This window comes from Variovorax jilinensis (assembly GCF_030316885.1).
GTDB lineage: Bacteria > Pseudomonadota > Gammaproteobacteria > Burkholderiales > Burkholderiaceae_C > Variovorax > Variovorax jilinensis.
This window is the reverse complement of record NZ_JASZYQ010000010.1, coordinates 45,349-69,949: the sequence shown is the minus strand read 5'-3', so window position 1 is coordinate 69,949 and position 24,601 is coordinate 45,349. Positions and strand designations below refer to the sequence as shown.

Genomic DNA, 24,601 nt, shown 5'->3' with positions numbered 1-24,601 from the left:
GCGCGACACGTCTCAGAGGAGGTCAGGCCGATGAAGCTGTATTTCGACGACGAGGGCCTTGACGGGCAGTTGCAGCGCACGGTCGGCAAGTGCGACTCGGGCATGGCCAACGTCGGCGAGTGCCTGTACATCGCGTCGCGCATCGAGCCGCGCGACCGCCAGAGCTGGTACGCCGAATGGACGACGTTCGCCGACGGCCTCGTAGCGCAGGCGACCTCCGCAGAGCGGGGCGGTCACGACGTCAGCGCAGCAAGCCTCAGGCTGCGGGCCTCCGAGTACTACCGCCAGGCATTCTTCTGGCATCGCGACGATCTCGGCGGCAAGGAACTGACCACCGCTTGCCAGGCCAGCGTCGACGCCTTCCGCCGTGCATTGCCCGGGTTGCCGCGGGCCGGCCGGGTGATCGATGGCGACACGCCGGGCTACCTGTTCGTGCCGCCGGGCCGCGGGCCGTTCAAGACGATCCTGCACATCGGAGGTTACGACAACACGGCCGAGGAACTGTATGCGTCGGCGTATCCGGCGCTCGACCGGGGCTGGGCGTTCATCTGCCTCGATGGCCCGGGGCAGGGCAGCGTGCTCTACGAGCGGCGCGTGCCTCAGCGTCCCGACTGGGAGCACGTCGTGCCCGGCATGTTCGCGCTTGCCGCCGCACTGCCCGAGGTCGATGCAGACCGGATCGCGCTCGTCGGTCGATCGTTCGGCGGCCTGCTCGCCCCGCGCGGCGCCGCTGGAGTGCCGCGACTTGCCGCGCTGATCGTCGACCCCGGTCAATACGACATGGCGGCCGGCGTGGCTGCCCGGCTCGGCGAACTCTGGCGGCGCGTCGACGATCCTGCCGCCAAACCGGAGTTCGACGCGCTGCTCGAGATTCCGGCGCTGCGGACGCTGCTCGGGCCGCGCATGGCGACCCACGGTGTCGCCGACCCGCAGGCCTATTTCCAGGACATGTGCCGCTACACCAATGCCGAGCTCGCGCCCACGATCACATGCCCGAGCTTCGTCACCGACAACGAGACCGATCCCGTATCGACCGGCCAGGGGCGGCATCTCTTCGACGCGATGACCTGCCCGAAGGAATTCCGCAGGTTCACCCGTGCCGAGGGCGCCGAAGGCCACTGCGAGGGCCTGGCACCTATCGTGTTCTGGACCGCGGCCTTCGACTGGCTCGACGTCACGGTGCGTTGACAGACCCGCCAGCGTCAGGGGTCGCGCCCTCCGGGTGCCGCGCGAGCCTCTCGGCATCCACGATGCGGTCATAGGTCTCTTCGTCCACCAAGCCGAGCGACAACGCGGCAGCGCGCGGCGTGATCCCCCGCTCGAGCGCAACCGCCGTGATGCGCGCGACCTTGTCGTAGCCGAGGATCGGATTCAATGCCGTCACCAGCAGCAGCGAATGCTCGACGTTGCCGGCGAGGCGGGCGGCATCGACCTCGATGCCTCGCACCAGGCGACGTGCAGTGACGCTCGAAGCATCGGCCAGCAAGCGGATCGATTGCAGCAGATTGGCGATCAGTACCGGCTTCGCTACGTTGAGCTCGAAGTTGCCGGATGCATTGGCGAGCGTGATGGTCGCGTGGTTGCCGACGACCTGCATGCAGGCTTGCGCAAGTACTTCGGCGATGGTCGGGTTTCGCTTGCCGGGCATGATCGAACTCGTCAGGCCGTCGTCCGGCAGCTTCAGTTCCCCGAGGCCACAGCGCGGGCCGGAACCCAGCCACCGCAGGTCGTTGGCGATCTTGAGCAGCGATGTCGCCAGCACGTTGAGCGCTCCCGACACTTCGACCAGCGCATCGTGCGCTGCCATGCCCTCGAACTTCGATGCGTTGGGCGTGAAGGCGAATCCCGTGAGGGCGCCGACTTCCTCGCAGAAGAAGACATCGAACTTCGGCGGTGCATTCAGGCCGGTTCCGGCTGCGGTCCCGCCCTGCGGCAATGCGAGCAGCCGCGGCATGGCGGCATCGATGCGGTCGATCCCATGGGCGATCTGGCGAGCAAAGGTCTCGAAGGTCTGGCCCATGGTCATCGGCACGGCGTCCATCAGGTGGGTCCGCGCGATCTTGATCACGGCGGCGAAGGCGGTGGCCCGCTCCTGCAGGCTGTCGCGCAGCAGCACGAGCGACGGCTTCAGTCGCTGCTCCAGTTCCAGCACCGACACCAGGTGCATCACGGTCGGAAAGCTGTCGTTGGACGACTGCGACGCATTGACATGGTCGTTGGGATGCACCGGCGACCGGGTTCCGAGCGGCTGTCCGAGGATCTCGTTGGCCCGGTTGGCGATCACCTCGTTCGCGTTCATGTTGGTCTGCGTACCCGAACCCGTCTGCCAGATCGTGAGCGGGAAATGGGCGTCGAAGTGCCCGCTGCGCAACTCGTCCGCGGCGGCTTCGATCGCCGTTGCCAGTTCGGCCGGCAGCGCGCCACAGCGCAGATTGGCGCGTGCGGCCGCCTTCTTCTGAAGCCCGAAGGCGTGGATCAGGCAGACAGGAAATCGCTCCTCCCCCACCTCGAAAACGCCGAGCGCGCGTTGCGTCTGGGCGCCCCAGTACCGGTCGGCCGGAATCCCGACCGGGCCGAAGGCGTCGTGCTCCACGCGCGGCACGGTCATCGTCAATCCAGCGAGATGTTCGACTTCGCGGCGACGACCTTCCAGCGCGCCACCTCGCTCTCGGTGTGCTTGCCCAGCGCAGCGCCGGTGTACTGCTCGGCGGGAAGCAGCTGGATGGCCTGCTCGGACATCTTGTCCGTGAAGGCCTTGTCGGCCATGACCTTCTGATAGGCGGCCTGGACCTTGTCCAGCACCGGCTGCGGCGTGCCCTTGGGCGCGTAGATGCCGTACCAGGTCGATGCCTCGAAGTTCGGCAGCACGGTTTCCGACAGGGTCGGCACGTCCTTGAGCTGCGGCAAGCGCACCTTGGAGGTCACGGCCAGCGGTCGAACCTTGGCCTCCTTGATCTGAGGCAGCGCAGTGTTGGTCTGGTCGAAGATGCCGTCCACCTGACCGCCGATGACGTCGATCAGGGCCGGACCGGCGCCCTTGTACGGGATCTGCATGATCTTGATGCCTGCGGAGGACGCGAACAGCGCCGCGATCAGGTGCGAGCTCGAGCCGACGCCAGCGTTGCTGATCGTCAGCTTGTCCGGATTGCCCTTGCCGAAGTCGACCAGCGCCTTGATGTCCTTGGCGGGGTGTTCCTTGCGCACCATCAGCACCAGTGGCGTGTCCGGGAAACGAAACACGGGCGCGAAGTCCTTGATCGGGTCGTAGCTGAGCTTCTTGTACAAGGCCGGCGCGGCGCCCATGTAGCCCATGTGGCCGACCAGCATGGTGTAGCCGTCAGGCGCAGCGCGTGCAGCCTTGGCGGCGCCGACCGTGCCGCCCGCGCCAGGCGTGTTGTCGATGATGATCGGCTGGCCCAGTTCACGGGCCACGCGCTCGGCAATGTTGCGGGCAAGCGCATCGGTCGGGCCCCCTGCCGCGAACGGCACGATCCAGGTGACCGGCTTGGCGGGGTAGGTCTGCGCTGCGGTGGTGCCTGCGGCGAGCGCCAGGGCGAGTGCGGCAAGTTTCCAGTTCGACTTCATGATGGTTTCCTTGGGTTGATTCGATCAGCGGGCGGGGACCGGCGAATGCATGCCGATGCCGGTGGGATGGGGGTTGCCGTCCTTCATGTCCTCGGGCAGCAGGTTGCCGTCGGCGAGTTCGGCGTCGGCCGCTGCGATCTCCGGATGGCGTTCCGGATACAGATGCCGCTCAGCCACCTTCGGATCGAAGGTTCCGGACCACTTCGCGACCACCACCACGGCGACGCTGTTGCCGATGGTGTTGCAGGTGGCGATGGCCATCGACAGGAAGCGGTAGACGCCGAAGATCACCGCCAGCCCCTCGACCGGAAGAATCCCCGTCGAGGTCACGGTGGCCGCGAAGACGACGAACGATCCGCCCGACACCGTGGCCGCGCCCTTCGAGGTCAGCAGCATCAGCAGCAGGATGCCGATCTGGTGATCGATTGAGAGCGGAACGCCGTAGGCATGCGAGATGAACATCACGCCCATCGCCATGAAGATCGAGGTGCCGTCGAGGTTGAACGCGTAGCCGGTGGGGAGCACCAGGCCGACGGTCTGCTTGGCGCAGCCGAGGCGTTCGAGCTTGATCAGCAGGCGAGGCAGGGCGCTCTCGGAAGACGCCGTGCCCAGCACGATCAGGATCTCGTCCTTGATGTAGCGCAGGAAGCGCCACAGGCTGAAGCCCGCGAGCTTCGCGATCAGGCCCATCACGACAGCGATGAAGAGGAACACCACCGCATAGAAGCTCAGCACCAGTTGTGCGAGTGCGATCAGCACGGCCGAGCCGTTGCTGCCGACCGAGTAGGCGACCGCGCCGAAGGTTCCTATCGGCGCCAGCTTCATCACGAGGTTGATGAAAGAGAACAGCACCTCGGAGATGTAGTCCAGGCCACCGTTGATCTTCTCGCGCCGGCCTTCGGGAATCGCAAGGATGCCGATGCCGACCATCACGGCGAGCACCACCACCTGCAGCAGCTCGCCCTTGGCGAACGCACCGACGAAGTTGTCGGGGACGATGTGCGCCATGAACTCCAGGAAGCCTTGCGGAGCCGCAGCCTTCGCCACCGGAGCCGCAGCGCCGCTGGCGACGGTCGCCATGCCGCGGCCGATGCCGAGCAGGTTTCCCGCCAGCAGCCCCACGACCAGCGCGACCGTGGAGATCACTTCGAAGTACAGAATGGCCCGCCAACCGACGCGGCCCGCGCTCTTCACGTCGCCGGCCGAAGCGATGCCGTGCACGATGGTCAGGAACACCAGCGGTGCCACGCCTGCCTTGATCAGCGACAGGAACATGTCGCCCAGGAGCTTGAGCTGCGAAGCGAACTTCGGAAAGGCGAAGCCCACCACGATGCCGAGGACCAGCGAGATCAGGACCTGCGTTCCCAGCTTGCGATACCAGGGCAGCTTCCGGGTCGGCGCCGGGAGCGCAGCGGGCGCCAGGGTGGATGCGTTCGTCATGCTGTGTGCCTCCTTCGGCGCTTCAGGCGCTGATGTCTGCCGACAGCGCCAGCGCGCGGTCCACCATCTGCGGCGCGAGGCCGAGATAGTTGGCGGGGTCGGTGAGCCGATCGATGGTGGCGCGGTCGAAGTGCTTCGTGACCTCCGGCAGGGACGCGAGCGCTTCGGCCAAGGTGCCGCCCTTTTCGTTCACGGTGCGGCAGGCGTCGTAGACGACGTCGTGCGCCTGTTGCCGGCCGATGTGCGGCGCCATGCCCATCATCACGGCTTCGGCCACGATCAGGCCCTTGGTGATGCCCAGGTTGTGCGCCATGCGGGCCTCGTCCACGATGAGTCCGCCGAGCGCGAACTTGGCCTGGTGCAAGGCGCCTGAAGTGAGGATGAAGCTTTCCGGGATGGCGATCCACTCGGCATGCCACGGGCCGGTGGCTCGCTCGAAGTCTTGCACCATGGCATCGACCATCAGCCCGGCGTGCTGCCGCACCGCCTTCGATGCCGCCAGCATCAGCTCGCTGGATATCGGATTGCGCTTCTGCGGCATCGTGCTCGACGCACCGCGCCCCTTGACGAAGGGCTCGTAGACCTCGGCGAACTCGGTCGAGGCCATGATCATGATGTCGAGCGCGATCTTGCCGAGCGAGCCCGTGACAAGCGCCAGCAGGTTTACCGCCTCGGCGAAGCCGTCGCGTGCCACGTGCCAGGTGGTGGCTGGTACGCCAAGGTTCAGCTCGGTCGCCATCGCCTTCTGCACTTCGAAGCCCTTGTCGCCGAGCGAAGCCAGGGTGCCTGCGGCACCCGCGAACTCGACCACGGCCACACGCGGACGCAGTTCGGCGAGCCGCTGCTGATGGCGATCGAACATGGCAAGCCAGATCGCCACCTTGTAGCCGAAGGTCACGGGCAGCGCCTGCTGCAGATGGGTGCGACCGGCCATCGGCGTGTCGCGGTGTTTCCTTGCGAGCGCGGCGAGGATGGTGCGGAGTTCGCGGATGTCGGCGTCGACGCTGTCGAGCGCATCTCGCACCTGAAGCGCCACCGCGGTATCCATGATGTCCTGGGTGGTGGCGCCCCAATGCACGAATCGCCCCGCTTCGCCACACATCTCGACCAGCTGATGCACGAGCGGGAGGATCGGATAGCCGACGATGTCGGTCTCCTCGCGCATGTGGTCGAAATCGATCCGCTCCAGTTTCGATTCGCGCGCAATGACTTCCGCCGCCTCGGCGGGAATCACGCCAACCTTCGCCTCGGCCTTCGCCAGGGCCACCTCGACGTCGATGTAACGCTGGATCAGCGCGCCATCGGAGAAAATCCGGCGCATCTTCTGCGTGCCGAAGGCATCGCGAAACAGAATGGAATCTACGACCGTGCTGGCCATGGGAAACGAAGGAGTCGACATGTGAGCCTCTTGCGGTGACAGAGATGAACATCAATATGTTCGGACATATGCAACTGTAATATGTTCGGACATAACATCCATACGGGGTTTACCCTAAAAAAATGAAAACCACGCCCGAACCGACCCCGCAGAAGGCCAACTTCGCCAGCATCGCCCGCCATCTGACCGACGCCATCGTCTCGGGTCATTTCGGTGTGGGCACGCTCCTGCCGACCGAACTGGAGCTGTGCAAGCACTACGGCACGAGTCGGCACACCGTCCGCGCTGCACTGGCCGAACTGCAGCAGCTGGGCCTGGTATCCCGCCGCAAGAACGTCGGCACGCGCGTGGTTTCGGCCAGGCCCAGGGCGGGCTTCCGGCCATCGCTGGCCTCGGTCGACGACCTGGTCCAGTTCGGCGAGGAGCATCTGCGCGTGGTGCAGTCGATCGCGCCCGAGAAGCTGTCGGGCGATCTGGCGACCGAGTTGGGATGCAGCGCAGGAAGCGAGTGGCTGCGGATCTCCTCCTTGCGCATGGTCGGAGACGAATCGGCCCTGCCGATCGGTTGGACCGACGTGTACATCGATCCCGGTTACGCGGAAATCGGCGAGCTGGTCAAGGCATCGCCCGGTGCGCTGATCAGTTCGTTGATCGAGGAACGCTACGACCGGCAGATCGCCGAGATCCAACAGGACGTGCGCGCGTTCACCATCGTGGAAGGCGAAGTCGCCCGCAAGCTGCAGGTGAAGGCCGGAACCTCGGCGCTCAAGATCGTGCGTCGCTACTTCGATGCCGACGAGGAGCTGTTCGAGGTCTCGGTGTCGGTGCATCCGGCGGACCGCTTCTCGGTGTCGATGCGCCTGCGCAGGTAAGCCTCGACCTCGCCCATCCACAGCCTCGCCAGCGCGTCCAGCCTGGCTTGCGACCGCCATTTCGAAAGCGCCGGCCATAGCGGCGGCCGATGGCTGGATAGCCAATCGGTATTTGTCCCGACGGCCATGCGCCGGGACACTGCATGCCCGAGCCGCACCTGTCGTCAACGAGTCAGCCGTCGGCTTCCGATCCCAACCCTCCTGGAGAATCAGAATGACCATCGCGGATCTCATCGCACAGACGCTGGCGGTCGCCGGCGTGCAACGCATCTGGGGCGTCACGGGCGACAGCCTCAACGGCTTGAACGACAGCCTTCGACGCATGAAGCGCATCGCCTGGATGCATGTGCGCCATGAGGAAAGCGCGGCCTTCGCCGCGGGCGCGGAGGCCGCGGTCACAGGCGACCTGGCCGTCTGCGCAGGCAGCTGCGGCCCCGGCAACCTGCACCTGATCAACGGGCTGTTCGACTGCCACCGCAACCGCGTGCCCGTGCTGGCGATCGCGGCACACATTCCTTCTTCCGAGATCGGGCTGGGCTACTTCCAGGAGACCCATCCCCAGGAGCTGTTCAAGGAGTGCAGCCACTTCGTCGAACTGGTGACCCATCGGGCGCAGATGCCCGAGGTGCTGCACCGGGCGATGCGTGCGGCCATCGGCCAGCGCGGCGTCGCGGTCGTCGTGGTTCCGGGCGACGTGGCCCTGCTGCCCGCGCCGCAGGACGCGCGCATCGAATGGCCCGTGATGGCACCGCCGCGGCTGCTGCCCAACGAGGGCACGATCGCGCAACTGGCGCAGCTGCTGGATGCATCGGAGCGCGTGACCATCCTGGCCGGCAGCGGCTGCGCCGGCGCGCATGACGCCGTGGTGGCGCTCGCGGATCGTCTGGCCGCCCCGGTGGTTCATGCCCTGCGCGGCAAGGAGCACCTGGAATGGGACAACCCCTTCGACGTCGGCATGACCGGCCTCATCGGCTTCTCGTCGGGCTATCACGCGATGGAGGACTGCGATGCATTGCTGATGCTCGGCACCGACTTCCCTTACCGCGCCTTCTATCCCCGCCACGCCAGGATCATCCAGGTCGACCGCGATCCCACCATGCTGGGCCGCCGCGCCCAGCTCTCGATGGGCGTCGTCGCAGACATCGCCGAAACGGTGGATGCCCTGCTGCCCAGGCTGAGGCAAGGACGCAGCCGCCGCTTTCTCGAAGCGGCGCGCGCGCACTACCTCCAGGCGCGCCGCGGCCTCGACGATCTGGCGCGTCCCTCGGCGCCGGGCCGACCGATCCATCCTCAATACCTGGGTGCACTGTTGAGCGAGCTGGCCGACGACGACGCGATCTTCGTCGCCGAGGTCGGCACGCCGACCGCCTGGCTGGCGCGCTATCTGAAGATGAACGGCAAGCGTCGTCTGCTGGGCTCGTTCAACCATGGCTCCATGGCGAACGGCATGGTGCAGGCGATGGGCGCGCAGGCGGCGGCGCCGGGGCGGCAGGTGATCTCGCTGTCGGGCGATGGCGGCTTTGCGATGCTCATGGGCGACTTCCTCACGCTCGCCCAGCTCGGACTGCCGGTCAAGGTGGTCGTCGTGAACAACGGATCCCTGGGCTTCGTCGCCCTGGAGATGAAGGCCGAAGGCTTCCTGGACGACGGCACCACCGATCTGCGCAATCCGGACTTCGCGGCCATGGCGCGCGCGGTCGGCATCAGGGGGCTGCGCGTCGAGCTGGCCTCGGAACTTCCCGATGCACTGAGGCAGGCCCTCGCGGAGCCCGGGCCGGTTCTGGTCGACGTCGTCACGGCGAAGCAGGAGCTGGTCATCCCGCCGGCGATACAGGCAGAGCAGGCCAAGGGCTTCGGCCTGTACATGCTCAAGGCCGTGATGAACGGGCGCGGCGACGAGATCGTCGAGCTGGCGCACACCAATCTGTTTCGCTGAACGCGATGCGTCGGTCGATCGACCGGAAGGAGCACTCTGATGAAAACCGTTGAAACGATCGTCTCGGAGCGCAAAAGCCGGCGATGTCTTCCGGAATCGCTGGCCGCTGAAGAGATCGAGACCCGCGGCACGGGCCATGTAGCCCGATCGAAGGACAGGCGCGCCGTAGAATTGTTCGGCTTCATCCCACCAGGACCGCGAGGAGTCGAACATGAAGGCGTCCCAAGGGGCCAGGGTGCTCGCGATGGCCGTCGCTGCGATGGCTGCGATTTCTGCTGCGCAGGCGCGGCCGTTGAGCCTCTTCAATGCGATGCGGGATACACCGGTGACCCGATTCAACGGCGCCGACATCGACTTGATGACCCGGTCCGTCAACCGCACGCTCGACACGGGCGCCGATGGTGTCACCGTCACCTGGGAAAATCCTCGCACTTCCAGCAATGGCAGCATCACGCCGGCCGTCGACCCTGAAGGCAGGAAGAACTGCAGGGTGGCACGCATCGAGAATCGCCACAGGGCGCTGCAGAACTCCGCCAGCTATCTCTTCTGCCGGAGCAACGGAAAGTCGAACGGCGAGTGGCAGGTGGTCGGGCTCTTTCCGACGAACTGAGGCGTCTCCGCATGGGTGGCGGGCACGAAACGACAATGCACGAGGATCGACAGATGACCCCATCGGCGGAGACACGAGCCATCCGGCTCACGACGTTCGGCGGCCCGGAGGCGATGCGCCTCGAGACCATGGAACTGCCCGCCCCGGCGCCGGGTGAAGTCCGGCTGCGCCAGACGGCGATCGGCTTCAACTACATCGACATCTATCAGCGTTCGGGCAAGTACCCGCTGCCGCTGCCCTCGGGATTGGGCCACGAGGCCGCCGGCGTCGTGGAAGCCCTGGGTGACGGAGTCACGGATCTGCGCCTCGGTGAACGCGTGGTCTACATGAACGCCGGGCTCGGAGCCTACGCGGATCGCCGCAACGTGGCGGCCGACAGGCTCGTGAGGATTCCGGACGGCGTTGCCGTCGAAGACGCTGCGGCAGTGTTCTTCAAGGCGATGACGGCGCAGTACCTCGTGAGGAAGACGCATGCCGTGCGCCCGGGCGACGTGGTGCTTGTGCATGCGGCCGCCGGGGGTGTGGGCCAGATCCTCAGCGCCTGGGCCAAGGCACTCGGGGCCACGGTGATCGGCACCGCCGGCTCGCCCCCCAAGTGCGAGGCGGCACGCGCCGCGGGCTGCGATCGGGTCATCGACTATTCCGAGCCCGATTGGGTGGCGCGGGTCATCGCGGCGACCGACGGGCGCAAGGCCCGTGTGGTGTACGACTCGGTGGGGCAGCACACCTTCATGGGATCGCTCGACTGCGCAGCACCCTTCGGGCTGGTCGCGCTGTACGGCGCGGCCTCCGGTCCGGCTCCGGCCATCGACCCGGAGCTGCTGAACAAGAAGGGTTGTCTCTTTCTCACGCGGCCCTCGGTCTTCCCGCACAACGCCGATCTCGGAACGTTTCGCGCCAACGCCGCCGACGTGTTCGATGCCATGGAGGCGGGCATCGTGCGTGCCAGCATCGGCGCGCGCTTCGAGCTGGCGCAGGCGGCGCAGGCGCACCGCGCGGCCGAGAGCCGATCGACGGTCGGCGCCATCGTGATGATTCCCTGAATCAGGCGGCCTGCCTCGGCGCCTCGCTGCGCGCCAGCCACAGTCCGCTCGCAATGATCAGCGCACCGCCGCCGAGCGTCCATGCATCGGGCGCGGTGTGCCAGAAGAGCCAGTCCAGCACGATGGCCCAGGCGAGCGCGCTGTACTCGAAGGGGGCGATGGCGGCGGCCTTGCCGTGGCGGAAGGCTTCGGCGATGCACATCTGGCCCAGGAATCCGCTGAGGGCCAGGCCTGCAAGGACCCAGGCGTGCTCGGACTGTATCGGCACCCACTGTGGCGCTGCGATCAGGCTGCCGCCCACGGCCATGCCGGCGGTGGTCCAGAAGACCAGCGCGGCGCTCGATTCGGTGCGGCTGATGAGGCGGCCCAGCATGTTCGACAGCGCATAGCAGACCGCGGCCACCAGCACCGCCACGGCACCCATCGACAGGAAGGCAGCCTGCTCGGGCCGGAGCGCGATCACCACGCCGGCGAAGCCGAGGCCGATGGCGAGCCAATGCCGGGGCTGGACCGACTCGCCCAGCATGGGCACGGCAATGAGCACCATCAGCAAGGGTGCAATGAAGCTGAGCGTGTAGGCCTCGGCCAGACCCAGGGTCTTCAGCCCATAGACGAAGAGCACCAGCATCGTCATGTTCAGCGTGGCGCGCAGCAGGTGCAGGCGCCAACGCAGGCGCCGATGGAAGACGCCGGCGGCCTCGCGCCGCCATGCGATGTAGAGGCACACCAGGGGCAGGGCCGTGAGGCCGCGCAATGCCATGACCTGCACAGGCGGGTAGTGTCCGGCCAGGTTCTTGAGCAGTGCGTCCATGCAGGCAAAGAAGGCGCAGGCCAGCAGCATCGCGGCGATGCCGCGCAGGGTTCCGGTCGGATGCAAGGGTGGATTGTCTCTTGGCGACGGCCAGGGGATGGCCTTGTTCGTGGTGATCGAGCATAGCCGCCTGATGGAAACCGGGCGGCTGCATGGCCACGTCTTCAGCACGCGACCCGCTGCGCCAATGCTTCATCCCTTCGCCGAGGCCGCGATACGGCCAGGCCCTCGCTCACGGGAAGCTCGCATGCGCCGCCGCCCTGAGCTCGTCGACGCCGAGCCGGTACATCGCGGATATGCGTCGGTACACGAGTGCGAGGGCCGAGCTCGGCATGGCCTCGCGCACGTTCACGAGGCGCAGGGCGCCGCTCTCGAGCGGCTCGCGCACGAGCGTCATCGGTGCGATCGTGCAACCGAGGCCGGCCACGCACAGGCTGACGTTGCCCTGCAGGTTGGTGCCTTCGATGACCGGCACCGGCGGCATCGTCGAATCCATGTGGAACATCGCCTCGACCGCGCGGCGCATGTGGGTCGAGGCGGCCGGCAGGATCCACGGCATGGCGGCGAGTTCGCTCCAGCGCACCTTGCGCCGGCCGCCGGGGTGCAGCGCCGGCGGGGCGACGACGACGATCGGCTCGTCGCGCAGCTTCTCGATCGCCACCGCATCGGTGTTGGTGCCGGCCAGGTCACCCAGTGCATAGAGCGTGACCAGCGCATCGATCTGGCCCGCGAGCAACAGTTCGAACATCGCGCCGAGGTGGCCTTCGTGGATGCGCACCGTCATGCGCGAATCCGCCGCCTCGGCGGCACGCAGCGCCGACAGCAGCCCGGGCAGCACGTGCGCAATGACGTAGGGCGACGCGCCGAGGCGAATCAGCCCGCCCTGCCGCGGACTGGCGAGTGCGGAGTCGTCGGCCATGTAGCCGATCTCGTTGAGAAGCAGCCTCGCATGCGCGACGACGCGCTCGCCCCTGGCGGTCGGCGCCATGCCGCGCGGCAGGCGCTCGAAAAGTTCGAAGCCCAGGGATCGTTCGATTTCACGCAACGATTTGCTGATGGCCGCGGCCGACAAGTGCAGCCGTTCGGCCGCCATGCGTACGCCACCGGTCTCGGCGATCTCACTGATCATTTCAAGCTGGCTGAAGCGCAGCCGGGCGTAGGGACGGTCGGGAGCCATGGCGAGTTGTGTCAACCAGAAGTTGACGCAAGTGTCGAAGATGTCGTTTGCCCGGTCAACGCCGGCTGCCTAGACTGCGGCGATGGACCTCCTTTCTCGCGCCACCCTGCTTGCCGCCGCTCTGCTGCTTCCGCTTGCCGGGTGGACGCAGCCCGCGTCTCCTGCCACCTACCCCGACCCTGCCCGCACCATCCGGCTGGTGGTCCCGGCACCGCCCGGCGGCCCCGGCGACGTGGTGGCGCGGGCGCTGGCGCGCGAGCTGACCGCCAGCCTCGGGAATGCGATCGTGGTGGAGAACAAGCCCGGCGGGGCGAGCATTCCAGGCGCGCTCGAAGTGGCGCGGGCACCGGCCGACGGCTACACGCTGCTGCTCACGCTCAACACGACGCACACGCAGGTTCCTCACCTCTATGCCAAGGCTCCCTTCGATCCCTTCGCCGATTTCACGCCGATCGCGCAGGTCTATCGCGGCAGCTCGGTGCTGGTGGCGCATCCGTCGTTCCCCGCAAAAAACCTGGCCGAAGCCATTGCGCTGAGCCGCACCCAGACCGTCGCCTTCGCGTCGCCGAGCCCGGGCACCACCGGACACCTCTACATCGAGGCGCTCAATGCCGATTACGGCGCGAAGTTCGTCCACGTGCCCTACAAGGGCTCGAACCCGGCCGCGCAGGACCTGCTGGCCGGCCACGTGCAACTGCTGTTCGATTCGCCGGCGACCGCCATCCCCTACGTGCGCGCCGGCCGGCTCAAGGCGCTGGCCGCCGCAGGCACGAGCCGCCTCGCCACCCTGCCCGAGCTGCCCACCGCCAGGGAGCAGGGCTTCTCGGGTTTCGAGAGTTCGACCTGGCTCGGTGTCTTCGGCCCCGCGGGCCTGCCGTCGCCGATCGTCGCCAAGCTCAACCAGGAAATCTCCCGCGCCGTCAACGCCTCGCAGCTGCGCGAGCAGTTCTCCGCCATGGGCGTCGAACTCGTGAGCAGTTCGCCCGAGGCCTTCCGCGAAGTGATCCGCAAGGACCACGACGAATGGGGACGGCTGATCAAGCGCATCAACCTCAAGCTCGACTGACCCATGACAGAAGCCAGCCTCACTCTGCCCACGCCCGAGCGCCTTGCATTGCTCGAAGCCCGACTCGCCGCCGTCGAATCGGAGCTCTCGGAGCTCAAGGCGATCGAACTGATCAGCAAGCTCACGCGCATGTATGGCTACTACCTCGACAAGGCGCTGTGGGACGAGTTGCTGCCGCTCTTCACCGAGGATTGTTCGGTGGAGATTTCCGCCCTTGGCGTCTATCTCGGCCGCAAGCAGCTCGAGGTGCTGTTCAAGCAGTTTCTCGGCCAGGGGCCGGCCAAGAGCGGCCCGAACGGCCTGCTGCATGGCCAGCTCTACAACCACATGATGATTCAGGGCATCGTGCACGTGGCGCCGTGCGGCACCCGGGCCAAGGGCCGCTGGCGCTCGTTCATGCAGCTTGCCGAATTCGGCAAGTACGGGCGCTGGGGCGAAGGCGTCGAGACCTTCGAGTACGCGAGGGACGAGGGCGGTCGCTGGCAGATCTCGAAGATGCATTTCTATCGAACCTTCCACACGCCCTACGGCGAAAGCTGGGCCACCGCCGTCTCGCCCAAGGGCGGCATGCTGGCGGACTACCCGCCCGACCTGCCGCCGACCGAAGACTACGAACCCTTCCCGGGCGTCTACATCCCGCCCTTCCACTACCCGAACCCGATCACGGGCAAGTGAGCCGCGGCTACTCGAGCGCCGAGGCCGGCCCGAAGAACTCGTAGCGCGCCTGGCGCTCGGGCACGCCTAGCGTGTGCAGCGCCGTCTTCACCTGCTGCATGAAAGGCTTCGGGCCGAGGAAGTAGGAATCGACATCGCGCGTCGCCGGCAGCCATTGGCCTAGCTGCTGCACATCGAGGCGGCCGACCGCGTGCGGTGCATCGGACTGGGCGGCGTTCGTGGCTACCTGTTCGTAGCAGTAGAAGCGCTTCAACTGAGGATGCTTGTGCGCCAGCGCATCGATGGCGTGCCGGAATGCATGCACGCCGCGGGTGCGCGCGAAGTGGATGAAGTGCACCGCGCGCTCGGTCTTCAGCGCGGCCTCGAGCATCGCCAGGGTCGGCGTGATGCCGACGCCGCCGCTGATCAGCACCAGCGGCCGCTCGCCTGCCTGCAGGGTGAAGGCACCCGCGGGCGGGAACAGTTCGACCGTCGAGCCTTCGAAGACATGGTCGTGCAGATGGTTGGAGGCAACGCCGCCGGCTTCGCGCTTGACGCTGATGCGGTAGGTGGCGCCGTTGGGGGCGGCCGACAGCGAGTAGTTGCGGCGGATCTCCTTGCCGTCCACCACCAGTCTGAGGCCGATGTACTGGCCCGGCGCGAAGTCCAGGATCGCGCCGCCATCGGCCGGTGCGAGGTAGAAGGAATCGATCTCCTCGCTCTCGGCTTCCTTCTTCACCACCGTGAAAGCGCGAGCCCCGCGCCAGCCGCCCGGCGCAGCGGCGCGTTCGTCATAGGCCTGCTTCTCGGCGCCGATCAGGATGTCGGCGAGCTGGCCGTAGGCGGCGGCCCAGGCCGAGATCACCTCGTCGGTGGCGATCTCGGTGCCCAGCACCTCGCGGATGGCGCGCAGCAGGCAGGCGCCCACGATCGGGTAGTGCTCGGGCAGCACCTGCAACGCGACGTGCTTGTTGACGATCTGCCCCGCGAGGTCGCCGAGCGCCTCGAGCCGGTCGATGTTCTTCGCGTACATCAGCACGCCGTTGGCCAGGGCACGCGGCTGCGCGCCGCTGGCCTGGTGGGCCTGGTTGAAGAGCGGCCGCACTTCGGGATGCTCGTCGAGCAGGATCCGGTAGAAGTGCGTGGTCAGGGCCTCGCCGCCGGTTTCGAGCAGCGGCACGGTGGCGGAAACGATGGACTTTTGTTGAGCGGTCAGCACGGGAAGGACTCCTGGAGTTCACATGGGATGCGTGATGCAGCGCAACATCCGTTCCAGGCCTGTTCTCGTGGCAGATCAAGGACTTACAACGCCATGTGTCTCGATGACACGTCTATCATCGTGTCCAGATGACTCCAAATCGTGTCTTTTCGACTGCCGACAAGCTGCTCGAGGCGGTGGCGCCCCTGGTGGCCGATCTCGGCGCCGGTTTGCCTGCCGAGGAGCTTTATCGCCGCCTCCTGCAATCGCTGCGCGTGTTCCTGCCCTGCGATGCCGCGGCGCTGCTCCGGCTGGAAGACGGCAGCCTGCTGCCCCTGGCGGTCGACGGCCTGAGTCGCGACACGCTGGGTCGTCGCTTCCGGATCGCCGAGCATCCGCGCTTCGCGGCGCTGGTGGGCGCTGGCGGTCCCCTGCGCTTTCCCTCCGACAGCAGCCTGCCCGACCCCTACGACGGCCTGGTCGACGGCGTCGAGGGCGAGCTCGACGTGCACGACTGCGTCGGCTGCCCGATCCAGCTCAACCAGCGGATCTGGGGCTTGCTCACGCTCGATGCGCTGCAGCCCGATCGCTTCTCGCGCGCCGACCTGGCGGCACTGCAGCTGTTCGCCAGCCTGGCCGCGGCGATCGTCGGAGTGGCCGGCCGCATCGAGCAGCTGGAGCATCGGGTCGCGGCCGAGAGCCTGCGCGCGGAAGGCTTCCGGCTGGCCGCTGCGCCGCGTGCGCGCGAGCTGATCGGGCGCAGCGCCGCCATGCGGCAGCTCGTCGCCGACATCGCGCTGGTGGCGGGCAGCGAGCTGTCGGTGCTGATCCAGGGCGAGACCGGTGTCGGCAAGGAACTCGTGGCCGAGGCGATCCATGCGGGCTCCCTGCGCGCGGCGCGGCCGATGATCAGCCTCAACTGCGCGGCCCTGCCCGAGACGCTGGTCGAGAGCGAGCTCTTCGGCCATGTGAAGGGCGCATTCACCGGCGCGGCCGGCGACCGGCCCGGCAAGTTCGAGCTGGCCGACGGTGGCACCCTGTTCCTCGACGAGGTGGGCGAGCTGTCGATGCCGGTGCAGGCCAAGCTCTTGCGCGTGCTGCAGAGCGGCCAGCTGCAGCGCCTGGGTTCCGACCGCGAGCACCGCGTCGACGTGCGGCTGATCGCCGCCAGCAACCGCAACCTGGCCGAGGAAGTGCGGGCAGGACGCCTGCGCGCCGACTTCTATCACCGGCTCAGCGCCTATCCGCTGCGGGTGCCGCCGTTGCGCGAGCGCGGGCGCGACGTGCTGCTGCTGGCCGGCTTCTTCCTCGAGGAGAACCGCTCCCGGCTCGGCATCGGCGCCGCCCGGCTGGACGCGAGCGCGCAGGCGGCCCTGCTGGCCTACCCCTGGCCCGGCAACGTGCGCGAGCTGGAACACCTCCTGGGGCGCAGCGTGCTCAGGGCACGCGCGCGCAACCAGGAGCCGACGCGCATGCTGAGCCTCGGCGCGGAAGACCTCGAGCTGGCGTCGCAGTCCGCCGAGGAAACCACGACGGCAGCGACGCCGGCCGTCGCCATGGTGCTCGGCGATGCCGGCGTCGCGCAAAAGGGCGGATCGCTCCAGGATGCGGTCGATGCGCTCAAGCGGCAGCGGCTCGCCGCGGCGCTCGCGGCGCATGGCTTCAATCGGTCGGCGGCCGCCGAGGCGCTGGGGCTCGACCGGGCCAACTTCATCCGGCTCGCGAAGCGGCTGGGCGTCGCGCTCGAACGCGCCGAGCCGGCAGCTTCGCGCGGCCTATGATGGCTGGGCCCGCACACTTCCTACGCCCTCCATGCAACGTTTCACGATCTCGCTCGATGACGACCTGGCCGCGCAGTTCGACGCGCTGATTGCCGAAAAGGCCTATGTCAATCGCTCGGAGGCGGTGCGCGACCTGATCCGCTCGCAGCTCGGCAGCGTCACGCTGCGGCAGCCGGCGCGCGAGAAGACGGGCTGGTGCGTCGCCAACGTGAGCTACATCTACGATCACCACGAGCAGACGGTCACGACCCGCGTCCTCGACCTCCAGCACGACCACCACGATCTGGTCATCACCAGCCTGCACACGCATCTCGACCACGACCACTGCATGGAGACCGTGGTGCTGCGCGGGCCGATGGCCGCGGTGCAGGCCTGTGCCGACCAGCTCGTCGCGTTGCGGGGCGTGCGACACGGCAACGTGCACCTGGTGCCGCTCGATGGCAGCGGCGATCGGCATTCGCACGGCCACGGCAAGGGGCACGCGCACCTGAAGCCGCACAACTGATCGCCGGCGTCGGCCGGCGCATGGCTGGCCTGCTAGAGATCGAGCGACACGCCTGCGCGGCGATGCAGTTCCATGTAGTAGCTGTGTGCCGCCGCCACGATGATCGCCGCCGACCAGCCCATCGAGAGCGACCCCACGATGCCCTGCAGCGCAGCGAGGACGTCGTACCCCCGGGGTGGCAGGAAGTTGGCGAACCCCAGGGTCGAGAAGCACGACAGGGAGAAGAACAGTGCGTCATGGAAGGTCTGGAAACCGGAGGTCCACAGGTACATGAACGCCCAGATCAGCGACTGCAGGAAGGCCAGAACCAGCAGGGCGGTCGTCAGTGCGCCGACCTGGGCTGCCGCTCCCATCGCACTGATCGGGGCACCCGTCGGGGTTGCCCGGTCCCGAAGCCAGAGGGCACCGACGGTCGCGAGCATCTGCAAGCCGATCGTCAGGGCGAACATGACGACGGCCATGAACAACTGAAATGCCAGCTGGACTTCCATGAGACTCCTTCATTGACAACATGTCGACGCGACGGATTGTCCGCAGATCTGTAGTGCCATCCGTACGCTAGCGGCGCGCAGGTTCAGCATGCGCCGGCGCCCAGAATAATGCCGCGTCTCGCGCGCTTCAACATCGAGACGCTCGAGAGTTCGCATACGCCATGTGGTTGAGGTTCATGCCGCCGTACCCGGCCGCATACACTCTCAGGCACGTCGCCCGAAGCGGTTTCCGGCGGCTCATGCCCAGCGGCCAATGACACAAGACGATCCATATCGGAAAGCCAGCTGGGTGCATGAACTCACCCGGCTGCAATCGGCCCCCTGGCCGCGGGACGTGGCTGTCAGAGCCGCCATCTGCGTGGGTATCCCGCTCGCGCTGGGTCTGGTCACGGACCGCTTCGTGTTCGGCTTCCTCGTGGCCTTGGGCACGCTCAACATGGCGGCGGCCGAAGGCGCCGGCAGCTACCGATCACGCTTTCGTGACATCGCGATCTGCGCGCCCATCGCCGCTTCAGGCTACCTTGCGGGGTACCTCGCGGTCCTGCCCTATCCGGCCGTCGTTGTCGCCATGACGGTGCTGGCCTTTCTTGCAGGCATCGTCAACAGCTACGGAAAGGCCTTGTCGCTCGGCACGATGCAGGCGCTCATGCTGGCCGCGATCGCCATCGGCCTGCCGCAGATGGGACCGTTCTGGCAACCGGCGCTGCTTTACCTGGCGGGTGCTGTCTTCTATGCGCTGGTGCTGGCGGTCGAAGCAGCGATGGATTTCCAGCGACCCGAGCGCGCCATACAGGCCGACGAGGTGGCGGCGCTCGCCAATCTCGCGCGAGCCCGGGCAGACGAGGCCATGGCCGGCCAGGCGAGTCCGCAGGTGAGGTTGGCCCGTCGCGAAGCGATCGGTCGATCCCAGTACCTGCATCCGGCCATCGTGGACGCCAACGATCGCACCTTCGCAGCCATCATGGCCGAGACGGATCCGGCCGCACTGCGTTCTGCCGCCGCCTGGCTCGGCGCGATGGCGATGTCGGTGCGCCGCCGCGCCGCCGCACCACCGGTGTCGCTCGATCCGACCGGCAAGCTTGCCCACGGGCTCGCACAGCTGGCAGGAACCATTGGCGCCGGCGACATTGCCGCGAAGGCCGAGCCGCCTTCGCGTCTGGACAATGAAAGCGGCCGCGCCTGGTTCTCGGTCGAGAGGCCCGTCCTGCTTGCTGCCGCCTCGCTGGCACTGTGCATGGGCACGGCCTTTGCCATGAAGGGGCTCGTCGCCGGCGTTCACTGGTACTGGATTCCCATGACCGTTGCGCTGGTCATGAAGCCGGACCTGGGCTCGGTCTTCGCCCGCGCCGTGTTGCGCTGCCTGGGTACCAGCGTTGGCGTCGTCATCGGCGCGGCGGTGATGATCCTGCTGCCCAAGGGCACGGTGCTGGTGCTCGTCGTCGTCATGTTCGCGGCGCTGCTTCCATGGGCCAAGAGCCTTTCCTATGCGGCCCAGGCGGTCGTGTTCACTCCGCTCGTCCTCATCCTGGTCGACCTCATCGCACCCACAACGCACAACATCGACTACGGAGAAGCGCGCCTGGTGGCCACGCTGGTCGGCGCCGCAATTGCCCTTGTCCTTGGCTACTTCATCTGGCCGCGCCGGCATGGCGACCTGCTGGCGTCCGAATTCAGCGCCGTCATGTCGGCGACCGCCGACTACCTGGTCGCGGGCTGCTCGCCGGGCGATGCATCGACGCAGATCGTCGCCGCACGCGGGATTGCCTACGCGCGCCTCGCGAAGCTGCGCGCCACGCTGGCACGACTGTTGGCCGAGCCTCCGCCGGCAGGACGCGAGGCGTCAGAGTGGATCCCGTTCGTCGACGCCGCAGAAGAGTTGTGCACGCGCATTGGCGCCCACGCCGCGGGGCGCGACCGCAGCGGCAGTCGCCCGACCGCGGCCGAGCTTGCTGTCGTGGCCGATCGGTTGAGGGGCATCTCTGCAAGCACATCTCCGGCGACGGCGGCAGACATCCGTGTGAGCGATGCCTTTCTGGCCGAGGTCGCGGCAGAGGCGGCGCGGATTGCCGACCGCTTCAATGCCATTGCACTTAAATCTGTCACTCGCTGACGCTATTGGAGCGTCTGAGTACAACTCCATTGCGTCGATGTATGAAATACTCTGAATTCAGCTTACAGAGGTTGTCATGCGTCGTCGCCGCCTTATTCAATCGCTACCGCTCGCATTTGCCGGAATTCAACTCCTGCCGCTTCGTGCGCATGGCAACGGCACTTTTCCCGATCCAGCAAAAGTCATTCGCTTCATCGTTCCCTTCCCTGCGGGCGGCACCTCGGATGTCCGCGCCCGCCAGGTCGCAGAACGCATGCGGCAGGACACCGGGTGGTCGATCGTCATCGAGAACCGTCCCGGCGCGAGCGGAATGATCGGGTCGGACCTGGTCGCCAAGGCGCCTGCCGATGGCTACATGCTGCTGCTCGGCACCATCGGCTCGCTGGCCATCAATCCGGCCATGTTCCCGAACCAGCCCTACGACGTGCTGCGGGACTTCCAGCCGGTGACGCAGTTCTCGCGGTCCGTCACCGTGCTGATGGCGCATCAGCGTACGGGCTTCACCACCCTGGCCCAACTCGAAGATGCGGTTCGAACCGGCGCCCGACTGGCCTACGCCTCGACCGGGAACGGAACCATCGGGCACATGGTCGGCGAGCTCTACAAGAAGCGCGCCGGCCTCGACATCACGCATGTCCCCTACAAGGGCACGGCTCCCGCTGTCCAGGATTTCGTGGCCGGCCATGTCCCGCTGCTGTACGAAACCCCCTCTGCCGTCTGGGAGCATCTGAAGGCCGGTACGGCAGCGCCGCTCGCAGTCACGAGCGCATCGCGCATGCCTCAGATGCCGGCGGTGCCGACCTTCCGCGAACTCGGCTACGGTGATGTCGTGTTCGACACCTGGCAGGGCGTGGTCACCACCAAGGGGGTGCCGCCTGCCGTCCTCGATGCGCTCAACCGGGAAATGGTGAAGGCGCTGCGAAACCCCGAGGTGCTGCGCAGCCACGAAGAGCAGGTCAACGTGGTCGTCGCGAACACCCCGGAGCAGTTCGAGCGTTTCGTTGCAGAGGAAACCGCCAAATGGGGTGCGGTCGTCAAGGAAACGGGCGTCACTCCGGGGTAGGGCGCGTCGCGTATCGGCGATGGCGCATCTCGCCATCGGACGAAATCGCGCAGTGGACCCGCCGTCGACTTGCATCCGAATGACGCCTCGACGGAACGTGATTCAGCGCCGAATCAGATGACGTGATTGCGGGCACCTCTCCAACTCACCGCTACAGGCCTCGCAAATAAATCGGTGGCCTATTGAGATCCGAGATCCGCGTGAATTGACCTTCAATGGCGATCGCATTGCGGCCAGCCTTGTGTGTATTCACGATCTTTGACACAATTTGTTCAAGCCCTGCGCCGGACTGGACAGGATTCATCTTGCACGGGAGACTCAAGTCCATGCATTTGACACCGCGGGAGCAGGAAAAGCTTCTCATCTACACCCTCGCCGACGTCGCCCTGCGACGCAAGGCCAAAGGGTTGAAACTCAATCATCCCGAGTCTGTGGCCGTCATTGCGGCCGCAGCCATGGAGGGCGCTCGCGAAGGCAAGACGGTCGAGCAGGTCATGAAGGATGCAGCCGAAGTGCTGACCCTGAGCGACGTCATGGTCGGCGTGGCCGACATGATTCCTCTGGTGCAGGTCGAGGCCGTCTTCACCGACGGCAGCCGGCTCGTCACGGTCCACCAGCCGATCAAATAGCCTGTCCACCAGGAGATCCGAGCGTCATGGCACAGAAGAAAACCCCGCCTCCCGCGAAAGCCCGCGTGGCAGCCCCTTCGAACACTGTGCCCGTGGGTGGCCTGGTCTTCGGGGAGGGCGACATCGAGATCAACGCAGGCCGCGAGCAGACCAAACTGAAGGTGCGCAACACTGGCGATCGCCCGATCCAGGTCGGCTCGCACTACCATTTCTTCGAGGCGAATTCCTGGCTCGAGTTCGATCGCGAGCAGGCCTTCGGCAAGCGGCTCGACATTCCCGCGACCACGGCCGTCCGGTTCGAACCCGGCGACGAGAAGCTCGTGGTGCTGGTCCCCATCGCCGGCAAGCAGCGCATCTACGGCTTCAACAATCTGGTCGACGGCTGGACCGGAAGCGAGCACGACCATGGCTACCGCCCTCGGCTCGAAGAGTCGATGCAGCGCGCGAAGCTCTTCGGCTTCAAGTCCAAGAAATCCACGAGGAGCTAGCCGCATGGCCAAGATGTCCCGCAAGCAGTACGCCGATCTGTTCGGTCCGACCACGGGCGACAAGATTCGCCTGGGCGACACCGATCTCTACATCGAGATCGAGAAGGACCTGCGCAACTACGGCGACGAGGCGGTCTACGGTGGCGGCAAGACGCTGCGCGACGGCATGGGCATGGACAACCAGCTCACCGGCGCGGCCGGAGCGCCCGATCTCGTCATCACCAACGTCACGATCGTCGACCCCGTGCAAGGTGTGGTGAAGGCCGACCTCGGCATCAAGAACGGCTTCATCTGCGGCATCGGCAAGGCAGGCAACCCTTCCACCATGGCCGGCGTCACGCCATCGCTGGCCATCGGCCCTGCGACCGACGCGATCAGCGGCGAGCACCTGATCCTCACGGCCGGAGGCAACGACGGCCACGTGCACATGATCTCGCCGCAGCAGGTCTGGGCGGCCCTCTCCAACGGCATCACCACATTGTTCGGTGGCGGCGTGGGCCCCACCGACGGCACGAACGGCACCACGATCACCTCCGGCACCTGGAACATGGAGATGATGATGCGGGCCTTCGACGGCCTCCCGGTCAACGTCGGGCTGCTCGGCAAGGGCAACTCGTCCGGAGCCGCGCCGATCATCGAGCAGATCAACGCCGGCGCCGCCGGCCTCAAGATCCACGAGGACTGGGGCACCACGCCGGGCGCCATCCGCACGTCGCTGACCGTGGCCGACGAGATGGACGTGCAGGTGTGCATCCACACCGACACGCTCAACGAGGCCGGCTTCGTCGAGAACACGATCGCCGCCTTCGACGGCCGCACGATCCACACCTACCACACCGAGGGTGCGGGCGGCGGCCATGCGCCGGACATCATTCGCGTGGCCTCGATGCCGAACGTGCTGCCGAGCTCGACCAATCCCACGCTGCCCTACGGCGTGAATTCGCAGGCCGAGCTGTTCGACATGATCATGGTCTGCCACAACCTCAATCCGAAGATTCCTTCGGACGTGGCCTTCGCCGAAAGCCGCGTGCGGGCAGAGACGATCGCGGCCGAGAACGTGCTGCACGATCTGGGCGCCATCTCGATCATCTCGTCCGACTCGCAGGCCATGGGGCGCGTCGGCGAGAGCTTCCTGCGCTCCATCCAGACGGCCGATTGCATGAAGCGCGCGCGCGGCCCGCTGGCCGAAGATGCGCCCGGCAACGACAACTTCCGCGTGCTGCGCTATCTCGCCAAGGTGACGATCAACCCGGCCGTGGCGCAGGGCGTGAGCCACCTGATCGGCTCGATCGAGGTAGGCAAGCTTGCCGATCTCGTGCTGTGGGACTTCGCCATGTTCGGTGCCAAGCCCAAGTACGTCATCAAGGGCGGCATGGTGGTCTGGTATCCGATGGGCGACCCGAACGCCTCGCTGCCGACGCCGCAACCTGTGATCTACCGGCCGATGTTCGGCGCCAGCGGATCGGCACTCGCCAAGACCCGCTACACCTTCACCTCGCATGCGGCGTGGGAGAACGGCATCGCCGATCGCTACGGCCTGCAGAGCAATGTCGAGCCTGTCAGGGGAACCCGCCAGATCTCCAAGGCCGACATGGTGCGCAACTCGGCGACGCCCACCATCGAAGTTAATCCCGAGACCTTCGCGGTGAAGGTCGATGGCAAGCATGCGACCGTGCCGCCGGCGTCCGAGGTTCGCCTCAACCAGCTCTATTTCTTCAGCTAGCCTCGGCTTCGGCCGATCGCATCTTCAACCTGCCGACTTAA

21 protein-coding genes and 1 pseudogene are annotated in these 24,601 nt (G+C 66.8%); 14 read left to right on the top strand and 8 right to left on the bottom strand.

Annotation, left to right across the window (positions count from 1 at the left end; genetic code table 11):
• Window positions 1-30: 30 nt before the first annotated feature.
• Window positions 31-1,188 carry an alpha/beta hydrolase family protein gene (locus QTH87_RS24255; protein ID WP_286612763.1) on the top strand — a complete coding sequence of 386 codons (1,158 nt, stop codon included), beginning with the start codon at window positions 31-33 and terminating at the stop codon, window positions 1,186-1,188.
• Here the strand turns inward: QTH87_RS24255 and QTH87_RS24250 are convergent.
• Genes QTH87_RS24250 through pcaB form a run of 4 tightly spaced genes read right to left on the bottom strand, consistent with a single transcriptional unit; the run spans window position 1,175 to window position 6,424 of the window.
• Window positions 1,175-2,608: a class II fumarate hydratase gene (locus QTH87_RS24250; RefSeq protein WP_286612761.1), complete on the bottom strand. Its 1,434-nt coding sequence runs from the start codon at window positions 2,606-2,608 to the stop codon at window positions 1,175-1,177. The two genes, QTH87_RS24255 and QTH87_RS24250, sit on opposite strands and share 14 nt — an antisense overlap.
• 2 nt (window positions 2,609-2,610) lie before the next feature.
• A complete protein-coding gene (locus tag QTH87_RS24245) occupies window positions 2,611-3,585 on the bottom strand; it encodes a tripartite tricarboxylate transporter substrate binding protein BugD (RefSeq protein ID WP_286612760.1) in 975 nt (324 codons plus the stop codon).
• Window positions 3,586-3,609: 24 nt separating this feature from the next.
• A complete protein-coding gene (locus QTH87_RS24240) occupies window positions 3,610-5,025 on the bottom strand; it encodes a cation:dicarboxylate symporter family transporter (RefSeq protein WP_286612759.1) in 1,416 nt (471 codons plus the stop codon).
• Window positions 5,026-5,047: 22 nt separating this feature from the next.
• Window positions 5,048-6,424 carry a 3-carboxy-cis,cis-muconate cycloisomerase gene (gene pcaB, locus QTH87_RS24235; RefSeq protein WP_286612757.1) on the bottom strand — a complete coding sequence of 459 codons (1,377 nt, stop codon included), beginning with the start codon at window positions 6,422-6,424 and terminating at the stop codon, window positions 5,048-5,050.
• 101 nt (window positions 6,425-6,525) lie between these two features.
• On the opposite strand from pcaB, the gene QTH87_RS24230 reads away from it, so the two are divergent.
• The 4 genes from QTH87_RS24230 to QTH87_RS24215 all read left to right on the top strand — a co-directional run bounded on the left by QTH87_RS24230 (window position 6,526) and on the right by QTH87_RS24215 (window position 10,864).
• The gene (locus tag QTH87_RS24230) at window positions 6,526-7,275 is read left to right on the top strand and encodes a GntR family transcriptional regulator (protein WP_286612755.1); all 750 of its coding nucleotides are present in this window, start codon (window positions 6,526-6,528) and stop codon (window positions 7,273-7,275) included.
• A gap of 208 nt (window positions 7,276-7,483) precedes the next feature.
• Entirely contained in the window at window positions 7,484-9,211 is a 1,728-nt protein-coding gene (gene poxB, locus QTH87_RS24225; RefSeq protein ID WP_444812838.1) for a ubiquinone-dependent pyruvate dehydrogenase, read from the top strand.
• 211 nt (window positions 9,212-9,422) lie between these two features.
• Complete coding sequence (locus QTH87_RS24220) at window positions 9,423-9,821, top strand: RT0821/Lpp0805 family surface protein (protein WP_286612753.1); 399 nt, start codon at window positions 9,423-9,425, stop codon at window positions 9,819-9,821.
• A gap of 53 nt (window positions 9,822-9,874) precedes the next feature.
• A complete protein-coding gene (locus QTH87_RS24215; RefSeq protein ID WP_286612752.1) occupies window positions 9,875-10,864 on the top strand; it encodes a quinone oxidoreductase family protein in 990 nt (329 codons plus the stop codon).
• Between the two features lies 1 nt (window position 10,865).
• On the opposite strand, the gene QTH87_RS24210 is transcribed toward QTH87_RS24215, so the two are convergent.
• Both QTH87_RS24210 and QTH87_RS24205 read right to left on the bottom strand, forming a co-directional pair.
• Window positions 10,866-11,741, bottom strand: a complete 876-nt coding sequence (locus QTH87_RS24210; protein WP_286612750.1) for a DMT family transporter — start codon at window positions 11,739-11,741, stop codon at window positions 10,866-10,868.
• 166 nt (window positions 11,742-11,907) lie between these two features.
• Complete coding sequence (locus tag QTH87_RS24205; protein WP_286612749.1) at window positions 11,908-12,852, bottom strand: LysR family transcriptional regulator; 945 nt, start codon at window positions 12,850-12,852, stop codon at window positions 11,908-11,910.
• A gap of 82 nt (window positions 12,853-12,934) precedes the next feature.
• Here QTH87_RS24205 and QTH87_RS24200 point away from each other — a divergent pair, with 82 nt between their 5' ends.
• Together QTH87_RS24200 and QTH87_RS24195 are read left to right on the top strand one after the other, a co-directional pair.
• Complete coding sequence (locus QTH87_RS24200) at window positions 12,935-13,918, top strand: Bug family tripartite tricarboxylate transporter substrate binding protein (protein ID WP_286612746.1); 984 nt, start codon at window positions 12,935-12,937, stop codon at window positions 13,916-13,918.
• 3 nt (window positions 13,919-13,921) lie between these two features.
• Window positions 13,922-14,593, top strand: coding sequence for a nuclear transport factor 2 family protein (locus QTH87_RS24195; RefSeq protein WP_286612745.1), 672 nt, complete (start codon window positions 13,922-13,924; stop codon window positions 14,591-14,593).
• Between the two features lie 7 nt (window positions 14,594-14,600).
• Here QTH87_RS24195 and hmpA read toward each other — a convergent pair whose 3' ends face one another.
• Window positions 14,601-15,791, bottom strand: a complete 1,191-nt coding sequence (gene hmpA, locus QTH87_RS24190; protein WP_286612743.1) for an NO-inducible flavohemoprotein — start codon at window positions 15,789-15,791, stop codon at window positions 14,601-14,603.
• Between the two features lie 128 nt (window positions 15,792-15,919).
• On the opposite strand from hmpA, the gene norR reads away from it, so the two are divergent.
• Together norR and nikR are read left to right on the top strand one after the other, a co-directional pair.
• Window positions 15,920-17,551 (top strand): nitric oxide reductase transcriptional regulator NorR, encoded by a 1,632-nt coding sequence (gene norR / locus QTH87_RS24185; protein WP_286612741.1) that lies wholly within the window; start codon window positions 15,920-15,922, stop codon window positions 17,549-17,551.
• 31 nt (window positions 17,552-17,582) lie between these two features.
• Window positions 17,583-18,056 carry a nickel-responsive transcriptional regulator NikR gene (nikR, locus tag QTH87_RS24180; protein ID WP_286612739.1) on the top strand — a complete coding sequence of 158 codons (474 nt, stop codon included), beginning with the start codon at window positions 17,583-17,585 and terminating at the stop codon, window positions 18,054-18,056.
• 32 nt (window positions 18,057-18,088) lie between these two features.
• Here nikR and QTH87_RS24175 read toward each other — a convergent pair whose 3' ends face one another.
• On the bottom strand, window positions 18,089-18,547 hold the full coding sequence (locus QTH87_RS24175; RefSeq protein WP_286612737.1) for an ion channel: 459 nt from the start codon (window positions 18,545-18,547) through the stop codon (window positions 18,089-18,091).
• 253 nt (window positions 18,548-18,800) lie between these two features.
• Between QTH87_RS24175 and QTH87_RS24170 the strand changes: the two genes are divergently transcribed.
• The 5 genes and pseudogenes from QTH87_RS24170 (at window position 18,801) to QTH87_RS24150 (ending at window position 24,560) form a co-directional block, all read left to right on the top strand.
• Window positions 18,801-20,657 (top strand): FUSC family protein, encoded by a 1,857-nt coding sequence (locus QTH87_RS24170; RefSeq protein ID WP_286612736.1) that lies wholly within the window; start codon window positions 18,801-18,803, stop codon window positions 20,655-20,657.
• 76 nt (window positions 20,658-20,733) lie between these two features.
• Window positions 20,734-21,720 carry a Bug family tripartite tricarboxylate transporter substrate binding protein gene (locus tag QTH87_RS24165; RefSeq protein ID WP_286612735.1) on the top strand — a complete coding sequence of 329 codons (987 nt, stop codon included), beginning with the start codon at window positions 20,734-20,736 and terminating at the stop codon, window positions 21,718-21,720.
• 326 nt (window positions 21,721-22,046) lie between these two features.
• The gene (locus QTH87_RS24160; RefSeq protein ID WP_286612733.1) at window positions 22,047-22,349 is read left to right on the top strand and encodes an urease subunit gamma; all 303 of its coding nucleotides are present in this window, start codon (window positions 22,047-22,049) and stop codon (window positions 22,347-22,349) included.
• 101 nt (window positions 22,350-22,450) lie between these two features.
• Window positions 22,451-22,732, top strand: a pseudogene (gene ureB, locus QTH87_RS24155) (urease subunit beta); the annotation flags it as partial.
• A gap of 109 nt (window positions 22,733-22,841) precedes the next feature.
• Window positions 22,842-24,560: an urease subunit alpha gene (locus tag QTH87_RS24150; protein WP_286612732.1), complete on the top strand. Its 1,719-nt coding sequence runs from the start codon at window positions 22,842-22,844 to the stop codon at window positions 24,558-24,560.
• The last annotated feature ends 41 nt before the right edge of the window (window positions 24,561-24,601 follow it).

Bases quoted from the DNA above. Each gene is read 5' to 3' on its own strand.
- pcaB (WP_286612757.1), bottom strand. From the start codon at position 6,424: ATGTCGACTCCTTCGTTTCCCATGGCCAGCACGGTCGTAGATTCCATT.
- QTH87_RS24250 (WP_286612761.1), bottom strand. From the start codon at position 2,608: ATGACCGTGCCGCGCGTGGAGCACGACGCCTTCGGCCCGGTCGGGATT.
- QTH87_RS24170 (WP_286612736.1), top strand. From the start codon at position 18,801: ATGACACAAGACGATCCATATCGGAAAGCCAGCTGGGTGCATGAACTC.
- QTH87_RS24200 (WP_286612746.1), top strand. From the start codon at position 12,935: ATGGACCTCCTTTCTCGCGCCACCCTGCTTGCCGCCGCTCTGCTGCTT.
- QTH87_RS24205 (WP_286612749.1), bottom strand. From the start codon at position 12,852: ATGGCTCCCGACCGTCCCTACGCCCGGCTGCGCTTCAGCCAGCTTGAA.
- QTH87_RS24195 (WP_286612745.1), top strand. From the start codon at position 13,922: ATGACAGAAGCCAGCCTCACTCTGCCCACGCCCGAGCGCCTTGCATTG.
- QTH87_RS24175 (WP_286612737.1), bottom strand. From the start codon at position 18,547: ATGGAAGTCCAGCTGGCATTTCAGTTGTTCATGGCCGTCGTCATGTTC.
- QTH87_RS24165 (WP_286612735.1), top strand. From the start codon at position 20,734: ATGCGTCGTCGCCGCCTTATTCAATCGCTACCGCTCGCATTTGCCGGA.
- QTH87_RS24240 (WP_286612759.1), bottom strand. From the start codon at position 5,025: ATGACGAACGCATCCACCCTGGCGCCCGCTGCGCTCCCGGCGCCGACC.
- QTH87_RS24245 (WP_286612760.1), bottom strand. From the start codon at position 3,585: ATGAAGTCGAACTGGAAACTTGCCGCACTCGCCCTGGCGCTCGCCGCA.
- QTH87_RS24255 (WP_286612763.1), top strand. From the start codon at position 31: ATGAAGCTGTATTTCGACGACGAGGGCCTTGACGGGCAGTTGCAGCGC.
- QTH87_RS24150 (WP_286612732.1), top strand. From the start codon at position 22,842: ATGGCCAAGATGTCCCGCAAGCAGTACGCCGATCTGTTCGGTCCGACC.
- nikR (WP_286612739.1), top strand. From the start codon at position 17,583: ATGCAACGTTTCACGATCTCGCTCGATGACGACCTGGCCGCGCAGTTC.
- QTH87_RS24230 (WP_286612755.1), top strand. From the start codon at position 6,526: ATGAAAACCACGCCCGAACCGACCCCGCAGAAGGCCAACTTCGCCAGC.
- QTH87_RS24160 (WP_286612733.1), top strand. From the start codon at position 22,047: ATGCATTTGACACCGCGGGAGCAGGAAAAGCTTCTCATCTACACCCTC.
- QTH87_RS24215 (WP_286612752.1), top strand. From the start codon at position 9,875: ATGACCCCATCGGCGGAGACACGAGCCATCCGGCTCACGACGTTCGGC.
- QTH87_RS24220 (WP_286612753.1), top strand. From the start codon at position 9,423: ATGAAGGCGTCCCAAGGGGCCAGGGTGCTCGCGATGGCCGTCGCTGCG.
- norR (WP_286612741.1), top strand. From the start codon at position 15,920: ATGACTCCAAATCGTGTCTTTTCGACTGCCGACAAGCTGCTCGAGGCG.